The organism is Streptomyces sp. NPDC058198 (genome assembly GCF_042882605.1).
Lineage (GTDB): Bacteria > Actinomycetota > Actinomycetes > Streptomycetales > Streptomycetaceae > Streptomyces.
Genome location: NZ_JBHVVP010000015.1, coordinates 116,839 through 133,021, shown reverse-complemented (window position 1 = coordinate 133,021; position 16,183 = coordinate 116,839). Strand labels below are relative to the sequence as shown.

The following is a 16,183-nucleotide window of genomic DNA, read 5'->3' as shown; positions in this document are numbered from 1 at the left end:
ATGTCCTCGTAGCGGAGCTACTAGGGCATTTCGGCAACGCGGGAAGCGTGCGTGCCAGGGCGTGGCCGCCCGATCAGAGGTCATCCGACAGGCTCTGAGCCGTACGCGCGCCTTACGGTCACCGTACGCACGCGGAAGGGCCCGCCCCGGATCTCCCCGGGGCGGGCCCTTCCGCGTGTCGCCGCCAGCCGGTGGGCTACTGCCCCTTCGTGGCCTTCTTCTCGTCCGCGTCCTCGATGACCGCCTCCGCGACCTGCTGCATCGACAGCCGCCGGTCCATCGACGTCTTCTGAATCCACCGGAACGCCGCCGGCTCCGTCAGCCCGTACTGCGTCTGCAGGATCGACTTCGCCCGATCCACCAGCTTGCGCGTCTCCAGGCGCTGCGTGAGGTCCGCGACCTCCTGCTCCAGCGTCTTCAGCTCGGTGAACCGCGACACCGCCATCTCGATGGCCGGCACCACATCGCTCTTGCTGAACGGCTTCACCAGATACGCCATGGCCCCGGCGTCCCGGGCCCGCTCCACCAGATCGCGCTGCGAGAACGCGGTCAGCATCAGGACCGGTGCGATGGACTCCTCGGCGATCTTCTCGGCGGCGGAGATCCCGTCCAGGATTGGCATCTTCACATCGAGGATCACCAGATCCGGCCGGTGCTCCCGCGCCAGCTCCACGGCCCGCTGACCGTCACCGGCCTCACCGACGACCGAATAGCCCTCTTCCTCGAGCATCTCTTTGAGATCGAGACGGATCAGGGCCTCGTCCTCGGCGATGACGACACGCGTCGTCAGCGGCGGGACGTGCGACTTGTCGTCATCGTCGACGGGCTGGGGCGACTCGGGGGCGGTCACGGTGGCTCCTCGTTCCAGACAGGATGCTGCTCCCCATGAGCCTACCTAGGGGCGCCACGGTCGGGTGACCCGGTAGACTTCCGTGCAGCGCCGAGCCGGGTTGGTGGAACGGTATACACGGAGGTCTCAAACACCTCTGCCCGTGAGGGCTTGCGGGTTCGAGTCCCGCACCCGGTACAGAAGCAGGAAGTGGATGTTCACGTTCTCGTGAACATCCACTTTTTTGTACTCCGAGTGACCCTCTGTCACTCAGAGTGTGCTTATGAACTACCACGGTACTGCCGTACGACAGAAGGCGCTGGCACTGCTGCGCGGCGGAGCCAAGAACGCGGATGTCGCACGGCTTTTGCAGGTGCCCTCCGGCACCATCAACTGGTGGCGCCACGAAGACCGTAAGAAGCGCGGTGAGCGGGTGGGCACACGCCCCTCGCTGCTCTGCCCCCTCTGCGACGATCGCTCGCTCGACAAGGCCGCGTACGCCTACCTGCTGGCGCTCTATCTCGGCGACGGCCACATCAGCCACTACGTGAAGCACCGGTCCCCCAGCCTAATGATCACGATGGACGACGCATGGCCCGGCTTACAGGACGCGGCCGAGGCCGCCCTGCGGGCCGTGTTCCCGCACAATGCGATCTGTCGCCTGCGCCGGAGCGGCTGCCAGAACATCAAGGTCTATTTCAAACACCTCGCCTGCCTGTTTCCCCAACACGGCCCCGGCAAGAAGCACGAGCGGAAAATCGAACTCGCCGCCTGGCAGCAGGAGATCGTCGATGAGCATCCGTGGGAGTTCATACGCGGGCTCATCCACTCCGACGGCTGCCGCATCACCAACTGGACCGAGAAGATCATCGGCGGCGAGCGCAAGCGCTACGAATACCCGCGCTATTTCTTCTCCAACGCGTCCGGCGACATCCTGCGGCTCTTCACCGACGCCCTCGACTCGGTCGGCGTCGAGTGGAAACCCGCCAACCAGAGCCGGACCGTACAGAACATATCCGTCGCCAAGCGCGCGTCCGTCGCCCTCATGGACGCGCGCGTCGGGCCCAAGTACTGACCTACTTCGGGCTGTCGTCCTCGCCGATGTGGTGGACGCGGACCAGGTTCGTGGAGCCCGCGACTCCCGGCGGGGAGCCCGCCGTGATGACGACGATGTCGCCCGTGTCGCAGCGGCCGATCTTGAGGAGCTGGTCGTCGACCTGGGCGACCATCGCGTCCGTGGACTCCACATGCGGGCCGAGGAAGGCCTCCACGCCCCAGGTGAGGCTCAGTTGGGAGCGGGTGGCCGGGTCGGGGGTGAAGGCCAGGAGGGGGATCGGGGAGCGGTAGCGGGAGAGCCGCTTGACCGTGTCGCCCGACTGGGTGAAGGCGACCAGGAACTTCGCGCCCAGGAAGTCGCCCATCTCGGCGGCCGCGCGGGCGACCGCGCCGCCCTGGGTGCGGGGCTTGCTGCTTTCCGTGATGGTCGGCAGGCCCTTGGACAGCAGGTCTTCCTCGGCGGCTTCGACGATGCGGCTCATCGTCTTGACGGTCTCGATGGGGTACTTGCCGACGCTGGTCTCGCCCGAGAGCATCACGGCGTCCGTGCCGTCGATCACGGCGTTGGCGACGTCGGAGGCCTCGGCGCGGGTGGGGCGGGAGTTGTCGATCATCGAGTCGAGCATCTGGGTGGCGACGATGACCGGCTTGGCGTTGCGCCTGGCCAGTTTGATGGCGCGCTTCTGGACGATCGGCACCTGTTCGAGGGGCATCTCCACGCCCAGGTCGCCACGGGCGACCATGATGCCGTCGAAGGCCGCGACGATGCTGTCGATATTCTCGACCGCCTGCGGCTTCTCAATCTTGGCGATGACGGGGATCCGCCGGCCTTCCTCATCCATGACGCGGTGGACGTCATTGATGTCCTCTCCGCTGCGTACGAAGGAGAGGGCGATGATGTCGGCGCCGGTGCGCAGCGCCCAGCGGAGGTCGTCGATGTCCTTCTCGGAGAGCGCGGGGACGGAGACGGCGACGCCGGGGAGGTTGAGGCCCTTGTGGTCGGAGACCATGCCGCCCTCGATGACGAGGGTGTGGACGCGGGGGCCTTCGACGCCGGTGACTTCGAGGGCGACCTTGCCGTCGTCGACGAGGATGCGCTCCCCGGTGGTCACGTCGGCGGCGAGTCCTTCGTAGGTGGTGCCGCAGGTGTGGCGGTCGCCTTCGAGGGGTTCGACGGTGATGGTGAATTCGTCGCCGCGTTCAAGGAGTACAGGTCCTTCTCGAAAGCGGCCGAGGCGGATCTTCGGACCTTGAAGGTCGGCGAGGATTCCGACGCTGCGGCCGGTCTCGTCAGCGGCTTTGCGTACGCGCTGGTAGCGCTCGTCGTGTTCGGCGTAGGTGCCGTGGCTGAGGTTGAGGCGAGCGACGTCCATTCCGGCTTCGACCAGTGCCTTGATCTGGTCGTATGAGTCGGTGGCGGGCCCCAGGGTACAGACGATCTTTGCTCGGCGCATACGTCGAGCCTAGACCTTACCGGCGGGTAGAGAATTGGCCGCGCATGACTACTCAACAACCTTTGCATGAAGGGTTATTGACAAGTGTTGAATTGTGCGCGGGGGCGCTCCGATGAGCATTTTTCCGTCAGGAAGTGAGATCCGGCGGGGTCATGGTGAAGCGCGCGTTCACTTGGGCGTAGACGGTCTGGCGTTGCGGTTCGAGGTCGAGGGCGGGGGCCGCGTCCGCCCCTTCCGCGCTTCCGTAGGCCGCCCTGCCGCGCGCGCCGGCGGGGGCGGCGGGCATGCCGTATCCGAGGCTGTTCTCGGCGCCGAGGTCGGCGAGCTCGACGAGGGCGGCGAGCCGCGCGCCGAGTGCCTCGGCGTATTCGCGGGCGCGCTGGACCGCTTCCCGTACGGCCTGGCGGCGGGCTTCGCCGTGGGCCGGGGAGTCGGGGCGCAGTGACCACCAGGGTCCGCTGACGCGGGTGAGTTCGAGGTCGGCGAGGCGGGTGGTGAGTTCGCCGAGGGCGGTGAAGTCGGAGAGTTCGGCCGCGAGGTGCACGCTGCCGTGGTAGGCGCGGACGCGCTCGCCGCGGCCGTGCCGGGTGAGTTCGGGGCTGATGGAGAAGGCGCCGGTCTCCAGTTTTTCGACGGAGTCGCCGTAGGTCTTGATGAGGGCGAGGACGTCCGCGTTGCGCCGGGTGAGGTCGGCGAGTGCGCTGCGCCGGTCGGTGCCGCGGGCGCCGACGGCGATGCTGATTCTGGCGATCTCCGGGTCGACCTCCAGCCGGGCTTCGCCGCGGACGGCGACCCTCGGCGTTTCCGGGGTGCCGTAGGGCGCGGCGGGGGTCGGTGCGTCGGTGATCACGGAGCGGCTCCTCGTACGGCGGTCGCGGGCTGGTGCCCCTCGCGGCGATGTTGCCGGTCGCGGCACCAGGAACACTCTCGCACCCCGGTACGACAATCGGCAGACACCTGATTGAAACCCTTCGGGGGTGTTGCGGCGGGGTGCTTTTGAGCCAGAATCTACGCGCGTTGTGCAATGGAACCGAAGGAGAAGAAATGCCGCTGAACAGAAGGACGTTCCTGGGCCACTCGGCCGCCGCCGGTGCCGGTGTGGCGCTCGTGGGTGGGGCGGCCATGCCGGCCGAGGCCACCGGCCACGGCCATGGTCACGGGCACGGGCGTCCGCAGAAGCGGTACTCGTTCACCGTGATGGGGACGACCGATCTGCACGGCAACGTCTTCAACTGGGACTACTTCACGGACAAGGAGTTCGACGACGCGGCCCACAATGACATCGGGCTCGCGAAGATCTCCACGCTGGTCGAGAAGATCCGTAAGGAGAAGGGCCGCCACAACACGCTGCTGATCGACGCGGGTGACACCATTCAGGGCACCCAGTTGTCGTACTACTACGCCAAGGTCGACCCGATCACCGCCAAGCGCGGTCCCGTGCACCCGATGGCGCAGGCGATGAACGCGATCGGCTACGACGCGGCGGCGCTCGGCAACCACGAGTTCAACTACGGCATTCCGGTGCTGCGCAAGTTCGAGGAGCAGTGCGACTTCCCGCTGCTCGGTGCGAACGCGCTGGACGCGAAGACGCTCAAGCCGGCCTTCCCGCCCTATGTGATCAAGAAGCTGCGGACGCCGCACGGCCAGGATGTCCGGGTGGCGATCATCGGCCTGACGAACCCCGGCATCGCGATCTGGGACAAGGCGAACGTCCAGGGCAAGATGACGTTCCCGGGTCTGGAGGAGCAGGCCGCGAAGTGGGTGCCGAAGCTCCGGTCGATGGGCGCCGACGTGGTCATCGTCTCCGCGCACTCGGGTACGGACGGCAAGTCGTCGTACGGCGACCAGGTGCCGTACGTGGAGAACGCGGCGACGCTGGTGGCCGAGCAGGTGCCGGGCATCGACGCGATTCTGGTCGGGCACGCGCACGCGGAGATCCCGGAGCGCCGGGTGGTCAACAAGAAGACCGGCAAGGAGGTCGTCCTCTCCGAGCCGGCCAAGTGGGGCCAGCGACTGACGCTCTTCGACTTCGACCTGGTGTGGGAGCGGGGCGGCTGGACGGTCGAGAAGGCCGGCTCGCAGGTGCTCAACTCGAACACGTCCGTCGAGGACACGAAGATCACCCGGCTGCTCTCGGACGAGCACCGCAAGGTCGTGGCGTACGTCAACCAGGTCATCGGTACGTCGACCGCCGCCATGTCCACGGTCGACGCGCCGTGGAAGGACGAGCCGATCATCGATCTGATCAACCACGTCCAGGCGGAGACGGTGAAGGCGGCGCTGGCGGGCGGCCAGTACGCGGCGCTGCCGGTGCTGTCACAGGCGTCGTGCTTCTCGCGTACGGCGAAGATCCCGGCCGGTCAGGTGACCATCAAGGACGCGGCGGGGCTGTACCCGTTCGAGAACACGATGGAGGCGCGGCTGCTGACGGGGGCGCAGATCAAGGAGTACCTGGAGTTCTCCGCGCGCTACTACGTGCAGACGGCGGCGGGTGCGCCGGTGGACACCTCGAAGCTGACCAACGCGGGCAACACGCCGGACTACAACTACGACGTGGTGTCGGGCGTGACGTACGAGATCGACATCGCGAAGCCCGAGGGGTCGCGGATCGCGAATCTGCAGTTCGAGGGGAAGGCGCTGGACCCGGCGGCGCAGTTCGTGCTGGCGGTCAACAACTACCGGGCGAGCGGCGGCGGGAACTTCCCGCATGTGGCCGCCGCTCAGCAGCTGTGGTCCAACTCGGACGAGATCCGCAACACGATCATCACGTGGGTGAAGGCGGCGGGCACGGTCGACCCGGCCGCGTTCGCCTCGGTGGACTGGAAGCTGACGCGGGACGGTACGCCGGTCTTCTGACCGGTCAGGTCGGTCTTCTGACCGGTCAGCGCGGGTCGGTGAGCGGGACCAGACCCCTCGGTGCGGGCACCGGGCGGGTCTGGTCCCTTTTTTCGAGTCCGAAGCTGGTGAACGCGGTGCGCCGGGGCAGCGGATAGGGCTCGGTGCCGGTGAGGTGGTTGAGGATGGTGGCGCTGCGCCAGGCGGCGAGCCCGAGGTCGGGGGCGCCGACGCCGTGGGTGTGCCGTTCGGCGTTCTGTACGTAGACGGAGCCGGTGACGGCCGGGTCGAGGGCGAGCCGGTAGTGCTCGTCGATCTGGGGGCGTTCCGACGCGTCCCGGCGCAGGTAGGGGTCGAGTCCGGCGAGGAGCCGGCCGAGGGGGCGTTCGCGGTAGCCGGTGGCGAGGACGACGGCGTCGGTGGTGAGCCGGGTCCTCGTGGCTTGCCGGCCGTGTTCCAGATGGAGTTCGACCTTGGTGGTGGCGACGCGTCCCGCGGTGCGGACGGTGACGCCGGGGGTGAGGACGGCGTCGGGCCAGCCGCCGTGCAGGGTGCGCCGGTACAGCTCGTCGTGGATGGCGGCGATGGTGCCGGCGTCGATGCCTTTGTGGAGCTGCCATTGGCGGGGGACGAGGTCGTCGCGTACCTGCTCGGGCAGGGCGTGGAAGTAGCGGGTGTAGTCGGGCGTGAACTGTTCCAGGCCGAGCTTGGAGTACTCCATGGGGGCGAAGGCTTCGGTGCGGGCCAGCCAGTGGATCTTCTCGGCTCCGGCGGGGCGGGCCCGCAGCAGGTCGAGGAAGATCTCGGCGCCGGACTGGCCTGATCCGATGACGGTGATGTGCTCGGCGGCGAGCAGCCGTTCGCGGTGGTCGAGGTAGTCGGCGGAGTGGACGACGGGGACGGCGGGGGCGTCGACGAGCGGCTGGAGCGGGTCGGGGACGTACGGCTCGGTGCCGATGCCGAGCGCGATGTGGCGGGTGTAGGCGCGGCCCAGGGCTTCGGCGTCGCCGTCGGGGTGGAGCTGGGTGAAGTCGACTTCGAAGAGGCCGCGCTCGGGGTTCCAGCGGACGGCGTCGACCTGGTGGCCGAAGTGGAGTCCGGGGAGCCGCTGGCTGGCCCAGCGGCAGTAGGCGTCGTATTCGGCGCGCTGGATGTGGAAGCGCTCGGCGAAGTAGAAGGGGTACAGCCGGTCGCGGGCCCTGAGGTAGTTGAGGAAGGACCAGGGGCTCGCGGGGTCGGCGAGGGTGACCAGGTCGGCGAGGAAGGGCACTTGGAGGGTGGCGCCTTCGAGGAGCAGGCCGGGGTGCCAGTGGAAGGCGTGGCGCTGCTCGTAGAAGGTGGCGGCGAGGCCGCCGTGGATGCCGTCGGCCAGGGCGGCGAGGGAGAGGTTGAACGGGCCGATGCCGATGCCCACCAGGTCGTGGGGGTGGTCGGGTCCGGTGGGGTGGTCGGTCATCGGCGGTGCTGCCTTCCACGAGCTTCCACGAGTACGAGCGGTGCGGTCCAGGTCGGCGGCGGGGTCCGCTCGTACACAGGGTGTCCGGGGATCGGTGGCGGTGCGCGTGGAGCCCGTCGAACCGAACCCGAAAGTGGGACTGCCGCGTGGTGCGGGGCAGGTGGAATCGCCCTCTCTGCTATGGGCAGCCGCCCCGGTACCGGCCGTACGTGTGTACGACCGGTACCGGGGCGGTGAGGCGGGCGGTGCACCCTGCGCGCGCGGCGCGGGCGCCCGGCCTCCGCGGTCAGGCGGTGCGGACCCGCAGCGCCCGGTGCAGATCGTCGAGCTGGTCGGCGAGCTTGCGGCGCAGCGCCGGGATCATGTCCGCGCTGTCCAGGGTCTCCCGGCCGAGGCGCAGCGATTCCTCGTCCACGGCGTGCTCCGGGAAGGCGTAGCGCCCCGCGGCTTCGGCGATGGCGGGGCCCCTGCGGTCGCCGAGGGCCACGGCGTCGGGGTAGTAGCGGGGCACGTACTCCCGTACCAGCTCGGCCTGTTCGGGCTGCCAGAAGCCCTTGGCCGTGGCGGTGAACAGGTAGTTGGAGAGATCGTCCGAGCTGAACATTCGGGCCCAGGCCTCGGCCTTGGCATCCGGGTCGGGGAGGGCGGCGCGGCAGCGGGCGGCGCCTTCCTGGCCGGTGGCGCTGGGGTCGCGGTCGAGTTCGGCGGCGATGGTGGCCGTGTCGACGGCGCCGAGGACGGCGAGGCGGGTGAGGACGCGCCAGCGCAGTTCGGGGTCGAGTTCCGGGCCGCCGGGGACGCTGCCGGTGCCGAGCCAGTCCTGCAGGGCGTGGGGCTGGGTGGCGGCGTCGATGAAGTGGCGTACGGCGGTCAGGCGCAGGCCGGGGTTGTGGCCGTCCTCGGTCCTGCGGATCAGGTCGCGGCAGATCGCGGTGAGGGTCGCGAGGGCGGCGGTCCTGTCCTCGGGGCCGAGGTAGCGGTCGGTGATCTGGGTGGCGGCGAAGGTGAGGACGCCTTGGACGAGCGCGAGATCCGTCTCGTGCGGGAGGTGGGCGCGGGCGGCGTCGAGGTAGGCGGTGGGGGCGAGTTCGCCGTCGCGGACCATGTCGCGGGCGGCGTTCCAGATGACCGCGCGGGTCAGCGGCCCCGGGATGCCGGAGAGGGCGCGCAGGGCGGTGTCCCAGGACGCGGCGTCGAGCCGGACCTTGGCGTAGCTGAGGTCGCCGTCATTGAGGACGACGAGGGCGGGGCGGCGGCCGGGGCGTGTGGTGGGCCCGCCGGTGAGCGGCAGGTCCAGTTCGAGGCGTTCGCGCTCGACGAGCAGGCTGGGGTCGGCGGGGTCGAGGTCGTACGTTCCGACGGCGATGCGGTGCGGGCGGCTGCCGTCCCGTACGACATCGAGGGTCCATTCGGTGCCGGTGCCGGTGACCTCGGGGGTGAGGGTGTCCACGCCGGTCGTACGGAGCCACTGCTCGGCCCAGGCGTGCACATCGCGGTCGGTGGCGCCGGCGAGGGAGTCGATGAAGTCGGCGAGGGTGGCGTTGGCGAACTTGTGCCGGGCGAAGTGGATGTTGATGCCGGCGAGGAAGTCCTTCTCGCCGAGCCAGGCGACGAGCTGGCGCAGCGCGGAGGCGCCCTTGGCGTACGAGATGCCGTCGAAGTTGAGCATCGCGGACGCGGTGTCGGGGACGGCGTCCGGGTCGGGGGCGACGGGGTGGGTGGAGGGGCGCTGGTCGGCGTCGTAGCCCCAGGACTTCCGGCCGATCCCGAAGTCGACCCAGGTGTCGGTGAAGCGGGTGGCTTCGGTGAGGGTCTGGTAGCCCATGTACTCGGCGAAGGACTCGTTGAGCCAGATGTCGTCCCACCAGGCGAGGGTGACCAGGTCGCCGAACCACATGTGGGCCATCTCGTGGGCGATGACCATGGCGCGGGTCTGCCGCTCGGTCTCGGTGACGGCGGAGCGGTAGACGAACTCGTCGCGGAAGGTGACGAGGCCGGGGTTCTCCATGGCGCCCGCGTTGAATTCGGGGACGAAGGCCTGGTCGTACGAGTCGAAGGGGTACGGCTCCTCGAACTTCTCGTGGTAGCGGTCGTAGCAGGCGCGGGTGATGTCGAGGATCTCGTCGGCGTCGGCGTCGAGGTAGGGCGCGAGGGAGCGCCGGCAGTGGATGCCGAAGGGCAGTCCGGCGTGTTCGGTGCGTACGGAGTGCCAGGGGCCCGCCGCGACGGCGACGAGGTAGGTGGAGATGAGGACCGTGGGGGCGAGGGTCCAGTGGCGCTCCCCGGTCCGCTCGGCGACCCCGTTGCCGAGGACGGTCCAGCCGTCCGGGGCGGTGACGGTCAGTTCGAAGACGGACTTCAGGTCGGGCTGGTCGAAGGCGGCGAAGACGCGCTGGACGTCCTCCATGAAGAGCTGGGTGTAGACGTATGTCTCGCCGTCGGTCGGGTCGGTGAAGCGGTGCATGCCCTCGCCGGTGCGGGAGTACCGCATGTCCGCCTCGACGCGCAGCTCGTGCTCACCCGCGTCGAGCCCGGTGAGCGCGAGCCGGTTCTCGACGAGCGCCGCGGGGTCCAGGGGCTGTCCGTCGAGGGTGACGGAGCGCAGGGTGGCGGGCTTGAGCTCGACGAAGGTGTCCCCGGCCGCCCGCGCGGTGAACCGGATGACGGTCCTGGAGTCGAAGGTGTCCTCGCCGGTCGTCAGATCGAGAGCGATCGTGTATCGGTGGACGTCGAGGAGCTGGGCTCGGGTCTGCGCTTCGTCGCGCGTCAGTACGGACATGGAGCCATGCTGCCCGATGGCCGGAGGGCGGCGCAGCAGTGTTCTTTGCGCTGTCAGCGCACGGCCCCGCTCCGGCGCCGGACGGCGCCGCCCTTATGCGCCGGGGGTACGGACCGGCAGATCCCGCTCGCCCGCGACGGCGGCCAACCGCTTGTCGTAGGTGACGAAAGCGGTCAGCGCCTGTTCGAGCTGTTCGGCACAGGCCAGGTGGATGTCGGCGGCGTCACCGGCTTCGGGGTCCGCATCCGCACGTACGAGTGTGAGTGCCACTTCGGTCCGGATGAGGTCGAGGTAGATCAACGGTCCTCTTGATCACGCATCGCCAGCAGGACTTCGGAGACTCCGGCCGACGGAGCAGGGCCGACGGGCAGTGGCTGCCAGTCTCCAAGACCACGTGCCGACTCGGCGTTCTCCAGGTCCATCGTGCCGGTACGGACGAGGTCCTCCATGACGCGCTGCTCCGGGTCCGGCGGGCCGAGCACGGCGACGAGATGGCCGATCGGCACTCGTGTCGTCATGGCACCCACGCTAGGCCCGGCGTGCGTCGGCTACCAGTTGTGTGCGGCGTCTTCGCTCGTACGAAGTACGCGGGGCCGGTGAGCCGGCCGGTGTCCTCGCGCCGGGGCGCGGGCTACTGACCGTCGTCGCTGTCCCTGGTCTCGCCCGCGATCGTCTCGTGGTGGCGGATCACCTCGGCGATGATGAAGTTGAGCAGCTTCTCGGCGAAGGCCGGGTCCAGTCTGGCGCTCTCCGCCAGCTGGCGCAGGCGGGTGATCTGGCGGGCCTCGCGGGCCGGGTCGGCCGGGGGGAGCTGGTGTTCGGCTTTGAGGAGGCCGACCTGCTGGGTGCATTTGAAGCGCTCGGCGAGCATATGGACGACGGCCGCGTCGATGTTGTCGATGCTTTCGCGCAGACGGTTCAGTTCGGCGCGTACGGAGTCGTCGATGCCGGGGTCGCTCGTGGTCATGGTCCGGCAGCTTAGACCGGCCGGGCCGGGAACCCCGGGGGTGATCAGGATGCGGGATCCCACGGACGAAGGAGGGACAGGTGGTGGGCCGATGCGCCCACCACCTGTCCCTCCTCGGCTGCCTCGTACGAGCGAGGACTTACGCGCTACGCGTCAACGCGTCACAGAGTCGCCGCGGCCGAGGCGATGGCGGAGGCGAAGGTCGAGACCTCGGTGTAGACACCGGGGTAGCCGGGACGGGCGCAGCCGTTGCCCCAGCTCACGATGCCGACCTGGATGAAGGCTCCGGCGTTGTCCTTGCGGAACATCGGACCGCCCGAGTCACCCTGGCAGGTGTCGGTGCCGCCCTGGGCGTAACCGGCGCAGATCTCCTCGCTCGCGATTATGTCGCCGCCGTAGGACGAGTTGCAGCTGGCGTCGGAGACGAACGGCACGGTCGCCTTGAGGAGGTAGCGCTGCTGGGCGCCACCCTCGGTCGCGGAGCCCCAGCCGGCGACGGTGAAGTTACCGGTGTTGTACGCCGTGGTGGTGGCGATCTTCAGGGTCGGCTGGTTGATCGGGGAGGCGAGCTTGATCAGCGCCCAGTCCTTGCCCGCGCCGTTGTAGCCGGGGGCCTGGAGCACCTTGGTCGACTTGACCTTGATGGCGCTGGAGCTCTGCAGGTCGACGACGCCCGCGGTGGCGGTGATGCTGGTGTTGTTGCCGGATCCGCTCACACAGTGCGCGGCGGTCAGGACGACGGTCGGCGAGTACAGCGCGCCGCCACAGCCCATGGAGAGCCGGACCATGAAGGGGAATTCGCCGAGCGCGGCGCGGGTGCCGCCGACGACGGGCGGCGCGATGGGGGCGGCCGCCTGGGTCTTGGCGACCGGCGCGGGCGCGGCGGAGGCGGAGGTGAGGTTGAGGCTGACGGCTGCGAGGACGACGGCGCCGGCGGCGGCACATCTCTTGAGGGTGCTCAGAACAGTCATCAGGATGCCTTTCGTGGGGGAGCTGCTGTGGGGGTGGAGCTCGGTGGCATTGCGTGGGGGCCCTGCGTACGCGGAAGGACCCGAGTCAACGCGCGTTGCGTTGCGATGACATGGGCCCGACAAGAAAGCGTGATCCGGATTATGCGGAGGAGATCAGCCACCCCACAAGAACCTAATTTCAGCCACCTCAAGGGGTTCTCCACCGGTCGCCGTCCGGTCACCGGACACCTCCCCCTCCAAACCTCCGCGCATCGGACGCCTCACCGGCACAACCAGCACGTCGGGCGCATCTCCGGCACGCCCCCGTACGATGGATTCCGGACTGACCGTCCTTCAGGGGGGTACGGGCGTGGCGAACGGCGGCGAGGTCGTGCACGGCTATCCGCATCTCGACACCGCGCGGGCGGCGATCACCGCGCTCTACAAGCGGCTCTCCCCCGACGGCATCCGCTCGTACGCCCCCAGCGTCGCCCCGGCCGATGTGGCCTTCTCCGATCAGGACGATCTCTATCTCGGCACCCAGCGGGTGGCCCACGCCCTGGTGCAGCAGCTGCGTCTGCCCGACGCGCGCGTGATCGTGAGCTTCCGTGAGATGCGCCACGCGGCGAGCGTCGAGCTGACCGCGGGGCCCGAGTACTTCGTCGAGCTGAACAACCGCTTCCGCACCCATCGCCGGGACATCGGCGCCGCCCTCGCCCACGAGATCACCCATGTCCTGCTGCACCGCCTCGGGCTGAGCTTCCCCGGCACCCGCGACAACGAGATCCTCACCGACACCGCGACGACCTATCTCGGCGCGGGCTGGCTGCTGCTCGACGCCTACCGCGAGGACCGCGACTCCAGCCAGAAGCTCGGCTATCTCACGCCCGAGGAGTTCGGCTATGTCCTCGCCAAGCGCGCGCTGGTCTTCGACGAGGACCCCAGGATCTGGTTCACCAGCCCGCAGGGCTACACGTCGTACACGAAGGGCAGGACACAGGCGCTGGCCGACGAACAGCGGCCGCCGCTGACCACCGCGGGATGGACGGGCCGGCACCGCTACGCCAAGGAGCGCCGCCACGCGCTCGACCACCCCGGCGTCCCCCCGGACGCTTCCTCGCCGGACCCCTCCTCGCCGTACGCCTTCGAGCGGCTGCCGGACGGGCTGCGCGTCTCGTTCCCCTGCCCCACCTGCCATCAGCGCATCCGGGTGGCCGTCCAGGGACGGGTCCGGGCGCGGTGCGGGCTGTGCGGGACCGTGCTGGATTGCGACACCTGAGCGACCGCGCACGTAGGGTCGAAGTATGACCAAAGAGCCGACAGCGGGTGTTGAGGACCTGTTCGCGGCAGTGCACGGTGGCGCGGACGACACCGTTGTACGGCTGCTGCGGGCGGGCGTGCCCGCGGAGGCGACCGACCAGGACGGCCAGACGGCCCTGTATCTCGCGGCGGTCAGCGACGAGGCGGGCCTGGTACGGCTGCTTCTCACGGCGGGCGCCGACCCCGAGCGGGCGAGCGGCCCCGACGGCGGGGATCTGCCGCTGTGCGGCGCCGCGTGCGGCGGACACACCGAGGTCGTACGGGCCCTGCTCGCCGCGGGCGCGCGGCCCGACAGCCGGGAGGAGTTCGGCTTCACCGCGGTCGCCTGGGCGGTCGTCCAGGGGTTCCCCGACACGCTGGAAGCTCTGCTGGAGTACGGCGCCGACCCCGATCTGCCCGGCCCCGGCGGCGAGCCGCCGCTGCTGCTGGCCGCCCGCCGCGGCTCCACGCCGTCCGTACGGGTCCTGATGCGGTACGGCGCCGGGGCGCAGGACGGCGCGCAGGGCGCGGCGCTCGCCGAGGCGCGGCGCTGGATGACGCTCGATGTGGAACAGGAGCTGCGGGACGGGCTGCTGCGCGCCTACGGCGACGGCTACGAGACGGTGGTGCGCCGGATCGAGGAGGACGGCTCGGTGACCGTCGTCGTCGAGCTGCTGCGGGACGGCACGCCGACGGCCGGGCGCGAGCAGCAGACCGGGCACGCGGCCGTCGCGACGATACTCGAAGCGGAGATGGGCCTCGCGACGCCGTACGAGGAGCTGGCGGGACGGGCGCTGAGCTGCGGGGATCCCGGCCGGGACGACTGGACCGAGGCGGTGGGCGCGCTGTGGCGACGCGGCGACGAGGAGACGTTCAAGGCCGCGGCGGCGTGGTGCGCGAGCGACGAGCCGCTGCGGCAGGCCTTCGCCGCCGACGTACTGGCGCGGCTGGGCGCGGCGGACGGGCAGCGGCCGTTCACGGCCCGTGCGGTGCCCCTGCTGCGGGAGTTGTCCCGGCGGGCCGCGGAACCGGAGCTGGTCCGCGCGGTCGTGGAGGGGCTGGGCCAGCACGGCGACCCGGCCGCGCTCCCGGAGATCCTGCGCCACACCGGGTATCCGGACGCGGAGGTACGGCGCCGGGCCGCGCTGGCGCTGACCGGGCTCGTACCGGGTGACCATCAGGACGGGGTGTGGGCGCTGACCCTGCTGAGCCGGGACGCCGACGCCTCGGTCAGGGACCGGGCGGTGGTGGCGCTGGCGGGCGTGGCCGCGGACACACACCCGATCCGCGAGGCGCTGGCGGCCCGGCTGAACGATCCGGACCCGGACACGGCCGCGGAGGCGGCCAAGGGCCTGGCGGTACGTCAGGACCCGCGGGCGGTCGACGCGTTGGCCCGGATTCTGGCGGACGAGGACCCGGACGGGTATGCGCGGCGGACGGCGGTGGACGCGGTGCGGTACGTACCGGAGGGGCCGGACCGGCGCCGGCTGGAGCGGACCCTTCCCCGGCGCCGCCTCGCGGGGTGACCCGGCGGGCGCCGGGAGCGGCGCACGGGTGTGACCGGCCGGTCCTCCGGGACCGGCCGGTCTCTGGTTCCTGAAACGCGTGGCTGATCAGCTGAGCCGCAGCACCCCGGGCGCTTCCTCTTCGATGAGCCGCACGAGCTCGTCGAAGACGGTGGCTCCCTGGCCTGCCCGGGCCTGGTCCAACTCCGTCTGAATTCCAGCCTTGTTGTCAGGGTGCGCGCGCTCCAGCCGCCGCTGGAGCGTCCGCACGGTCTCCTCGTGGCCGAGCATCCGGCGGGAGATCTCGTGCCGGCGCCATTCGATGACGAAGTCGCCGTCGTCCGGCGTCCCGTACCCGCCGCGCAGACAGTCCGCGAGCGCGTCGAGATTGCGCCCGAAGTATCCGCCGGGCCCGTTCACGGCCGCGCCGATCACCTGCCAGAAGCGATCGAGGTCGGTGACCTCCGCCCCGTCGATCACATACGTCACCGTCATGAGGCGGAGATTACCTTCCGCTCAGCAGCCGTAGTTGACGAGCGAGAACGAGGCGTAGTGGTTGGAGGTGTAGTAGTCCTCGTTGGTCTTGTTGCCCGTGACGATGCGGCGCGCGCCGCGGTCGGGGGAGCCCGGCGTGATGACGGTGTACTCGTGGTAGTAGCCGGTCGACTGGCTCGGCAGGATCCGCTCGCGGTTCTGGAAGACGGCGCCGTCCTGCTTGTACGGGAAGGGCCCGCCGGCGTCGATCAGGTCGAGGGTGTCGTGGGCCTGGGACGGCAGCTTGGAGTAGCAGATGCTGCCGACCGCGGCGGGGGCGGCGGTAGCGGTGGCGGTGACTCCACCGACGAGGAGAGTCGAGACGAGGGCGGCGAGGCCACCAAGGGTGGCGATACGTGGGGGAATTCGCATGCGCTCATAATGACGCGCGTAGACAGGGACACGTCAATGCCAACCGCACGGAATTTCCGGGAAGTTAACCGGCGCGCGTGGCCCGGTCGCGCTCCGTACACCGGCTCGGCGGCCGGCCCATCGGCGGCTGGGGCAGACGGGGCGGAC

Annotated in this window: 15 protein-coding genes and 1 tRNA gene; 5 read left to right on the top strand and 11 right to left on the bottom strand. The window is 69.9% G+C overall.

The features are described 5' to 3' along the window. Nucleotides 1-196: 196 nt before the first annotated feature. Entirely contained in the window at nt 197-850 is a 654-nt protein-coding gene (locus ACFVWW_RS31350; RefSeq protein WP_384187928.1) for an ANTAR domain-containing response regulator, read from the bottom strand. A gap of 94 nt (nt 851-944) precedes the next feature. Between ACFVWW_RS31350 and ACFVWW_RS31345 the strand changes: the two genes are divergently transcribed. Further along, nucleotides 945-1,027: transfer RNA gene (locus tag ACFVWW_RS31345), tRNA-Leu, on the top strand. A gap of 85 nt (nt 1,028-1,112) precedes the next feature. Then, nucleotides 1,113-1,904 (top strand): helix-turn-helix domain-containing protein, encoded by a 792-nt coding sequence (locus tag ACFVWW_RS31340; RefSeq protein ID WP_384187931.1) that lies wholly within the window; start codon nt 1,113-1,115, stop codon nt 1,902-1,904. 1 nt (nt 1,905) lies between these two features. Here the strand turns inward: ACFVWW_RS31340 and pyk are convergent, their stop codons facing one another. Together pyk and ACFVWW_RS31330 are read right to left on the bottom strand one after the other, a co-directional pair. Next, a complete protein-coding gene (pyk, locus tag ACFVWW_RS31335) occupies nt 1,906-3,339 on the bottom strand; it encodes a pyruvate kinase (protein ID WP_384187934.1) in 1,434 nt (477 codons plus the stop codon). Between the two features lie 127 nt (nt 3,340-3,466). Next, the gene (locus ACFVWW_RS31330) at nt 3,467-4,189 is read right to left on the bottom strand and encodes an SIMPL domain-containing protein (protein WP_386877798.1); all 723 of its coding nucleotides are present in this window, start codon (nt 4,187-4,189) and stop codon (nt 3,467-3,469) included. Between the two features lie 194 nt (nt 4,190-4,383). Here ACFVWW_RS31330 and ACFVWW_RS31325 point away from each other — a divergent pair, with 194 nt between their 5' ends. Then, the gene (locus ACFVWW_RS31325) at nt 4,384-6,195 is read left to right on the top strand and encodes a bifunctional metallophosphatase/5'-nucleotidase (RefSeq protein ID WP_384187939.1); all 1,812 of its coding nucleotides are present in this window, start codon (nt 4,384-4,386) and stop codon (nt 6,193-6,195) included. Nucleotides 6,196-6,220: 25 nt separating this feature from the next. Here ACFVWW_RS31325 and ACFVWW_RS31320 read toward each other — a convergent pair whose 3' ends face one another. From ACFVWW_RS31320 to ACFVWW_RS31295, 6 genes are all read right to left on the bottom strand, one after another. Further along, entirely contained in the window at nt 6,221-7,630 is a 1,410-nt protein-coding gene (locus ACFVWW_RS31320) for a lysine N(6)-hydroxylase/L-ornithine N(5)-oxygenase family protein (protein WP_384187942.1), read from the bottom strand. A gap of 286 nt (nt 7,631-7,916) precedes the next feature. Next, complete coding sequence (gene pepN / locus ACFVWW_RS31315; protein WP_384331384.1) at nt 7,917-10,409, bottom strand: aminopeptidase N; 2,493 nt, start codon at nt 10,407-10,409, stop codon at nt 7,917-7,919. A 93-nt stretch (nt 10,410-10,502) separates the two neighbouring features. Then, nucleotides 10,503-10,709, bottom strand: coding sequence for a hypothetical protein (locus ACFVWW_RS31310; protein WP_384187947.1), 207 nt, complete (start codon nt 10,707-10,709; stop codon nt 10,503-10,505). Continuing rightward, nucleotides 10,706-10,927, bottom strand: a complete 222-nt coding sequence (locus tag ACFVWW_RS31305) for a hypothetical protein (RefSeq protein WP_384187950.1) — start codon at nt 10,925-10,927, stop codon at nt 10,706-10,708. Before ACFVWW_RS31305 ends, ACFVWW_RS31310 begins: the two co-directional genes overlap by 4 nt. A gap of 113 nt (nt 10,928-11,040) precedes the next feature. Further along, entirely contained in the window at nt 11,041-11,376 is a 336-nt protein-coding gene (locus ACFVWW_RS31300) for a chorismate mutase (protein ID WP_384187953.1), read from the bottom strand. A 161-nt stretch (nt 11,377-11,537) separates the two neighbouring features. Beyond that, complete coding sequence (locus tag ACFVWW_RS31295) at nt 11,538-12,347, bottom strand: S1 family peptidase (RefSeq protein ID WP_384187956.1); 810 nt, start codon at nt 12,345-12,347, stop codon at nt 11,538-11,540. 310 nt (nt 12,348-12,657) lie between these two features. Here ACFVWW_RS31295 and ACFVWW_RS31290 point away from each other — a divergent pair, with 310 nt between their 5' ends. Together ACFVWW_RS31290 and ACFVWW_RS31285 are read left to right on the top strand one after the other, a co-directional pair. Next, entirely contained in the window at nt 12,658-13,605 is a 948-nt protein-coding gene (locus ACFVWW_RS31290; protein ID WP_386877799.1) for a hypothetical protein, read from the top strand. Between the two features lie 25 nt (nt 13,606-13,630). Next, the gene (locus tag ACFVWW_RS31285) at nt 13,631-15,151 is read left to right on the top strand and encodes an ankyrin repeat domain-containing protein (protein WP_386877800.1); all 1,521 of its coding nucleotides are present in this window, start codon (nt 13,631-13,633) and stop codon (nt 15,149-15,151) included. A gap of 87 nt (nt 15,152-15,238) precedes the next feature. Here the strand turns inward: ACFVWW_RS31285 and ACFVWW_RS31280 are convergent, their stop codons facing one another. Both ACFVWW_RS31280 and ACFVWW_RS31275 read right to left on the bottom strand, forming a co-directional pair. After that, nucleotides 15,239-15,625, bottom strand: coding sequence for a barstar family protein (locus ACFVWW_RS31280; RefSeq protein ID WP_386877801.1), 387 nt, complete (start codon nt 15,623-15,625; stop codon nt 15,239-15,241). A gap of 21 nt (nt 15,626-15,646) precedes the next feature. Next, nucleotides 15,647-16,036 carry a ribonuclease domain-containing protein gene (locus tag ACFVWW_RS31275; protein ID WP_384187964.1) on the bottom strand — a complete coding sequence of 130 codons (390 nt, stop codon included), beginning with the start codon at nt 16,034-16,036 and terminating at the stop codon, nt 15,647-15,649. Nucleotides 16,037-16,183 lie beyond the last annotated feature (147 nt).

Excerpts from the sequence above, each read along its gene's own strand:
- ACFVWW_RS31340 (WP_384187931.1), top strand. The coding sequence starts at position 1,113 with ATGAACTACCACGGTACTGCCGTACGACAGAAGGCGCTGGCACTGCTG.
- pyk (WP_384187934.1), bottom strand. The coding sequence starts at position 3,339 with ATGCGCCGAGCAAAGATCGTCTGTACCCTGGGGCCCGCCACCGACTCA.
- ACFVWW_RS31325 (WP_384187939.1), top strand. The coding sequence starts at position 4,384 with ATGCCGCTGAACAGAAGGACGTTCCTGGGCCACTCGGCCGCCGCCGGT.
- ACFVWW_RS31320 (WP_384187942.1), bottom strand. The coding sequence starts at position 7,630 with ATGACCGACCACCCCACCGGACCCGACCACCCCCACGACCTGGTGGGC.
- pepN (WP_384331384.1), bottom strand. The coding sequence starts at position 10,409 with ATGTCCGTACTGACGCGCGACGAAGCGCAGACCCGAGCCCAGCTCCTC.
- ACFVWW_RS31305 (WP_384187950.1), bottom strand. The coding sequence starts at position 10,927 with ATGACGACACGAGTGCCGATCGGCCATCTCGTCGCCGTGCTCGGCCCG.
- ACFVWW_RS31300 (WP_384187953.1), bottom strand. The coding sequence starts at position 11,376 with ATGACCACGAGCGACCCCGGCATCGACGACTCCGTACGCGCCGAACTG.
- ACFVWW_RS31295 (WP_384187956.1), bottom strand. The coding sequence starts at position 12,347 with ATGACTGTTCTGAGCACCCTCAAGAGATGTGCCGCCGCCGGCGCCGTC.
- ACFVWW_RS31290 (WP_386877799.1), top strand. The coding sequence starts at position 12,658 with ATGGATTCCGGACTGACCGTCCTTCAGGGGGGTACGGGCGTGGCGAAC.
- ACFVWW_RS31285 (WP_386877800.1), top strand. The coding sequence starts at position 13,631 with ATGACCAAAGAGCCGACAGCGGGTGTTGAGGACCTGTTCGCGGCAGTG.
- ACFVWW_RS31280 (WP_386877801.1), bottom strand. The coding sequence starts at position 15,625 with ATGACGGTGACGTATGTGATCGACGGGGCGGAGGTCACCGACCTCGAT.
- ACFVWW_RS31275 (WP_384187964.1), bottom strand. The coding sequence starts at position 16,036 with ATGCGAATTCCCCCACGTATCGCCACCCTTGGTGGCCTCGCCGCCCTC.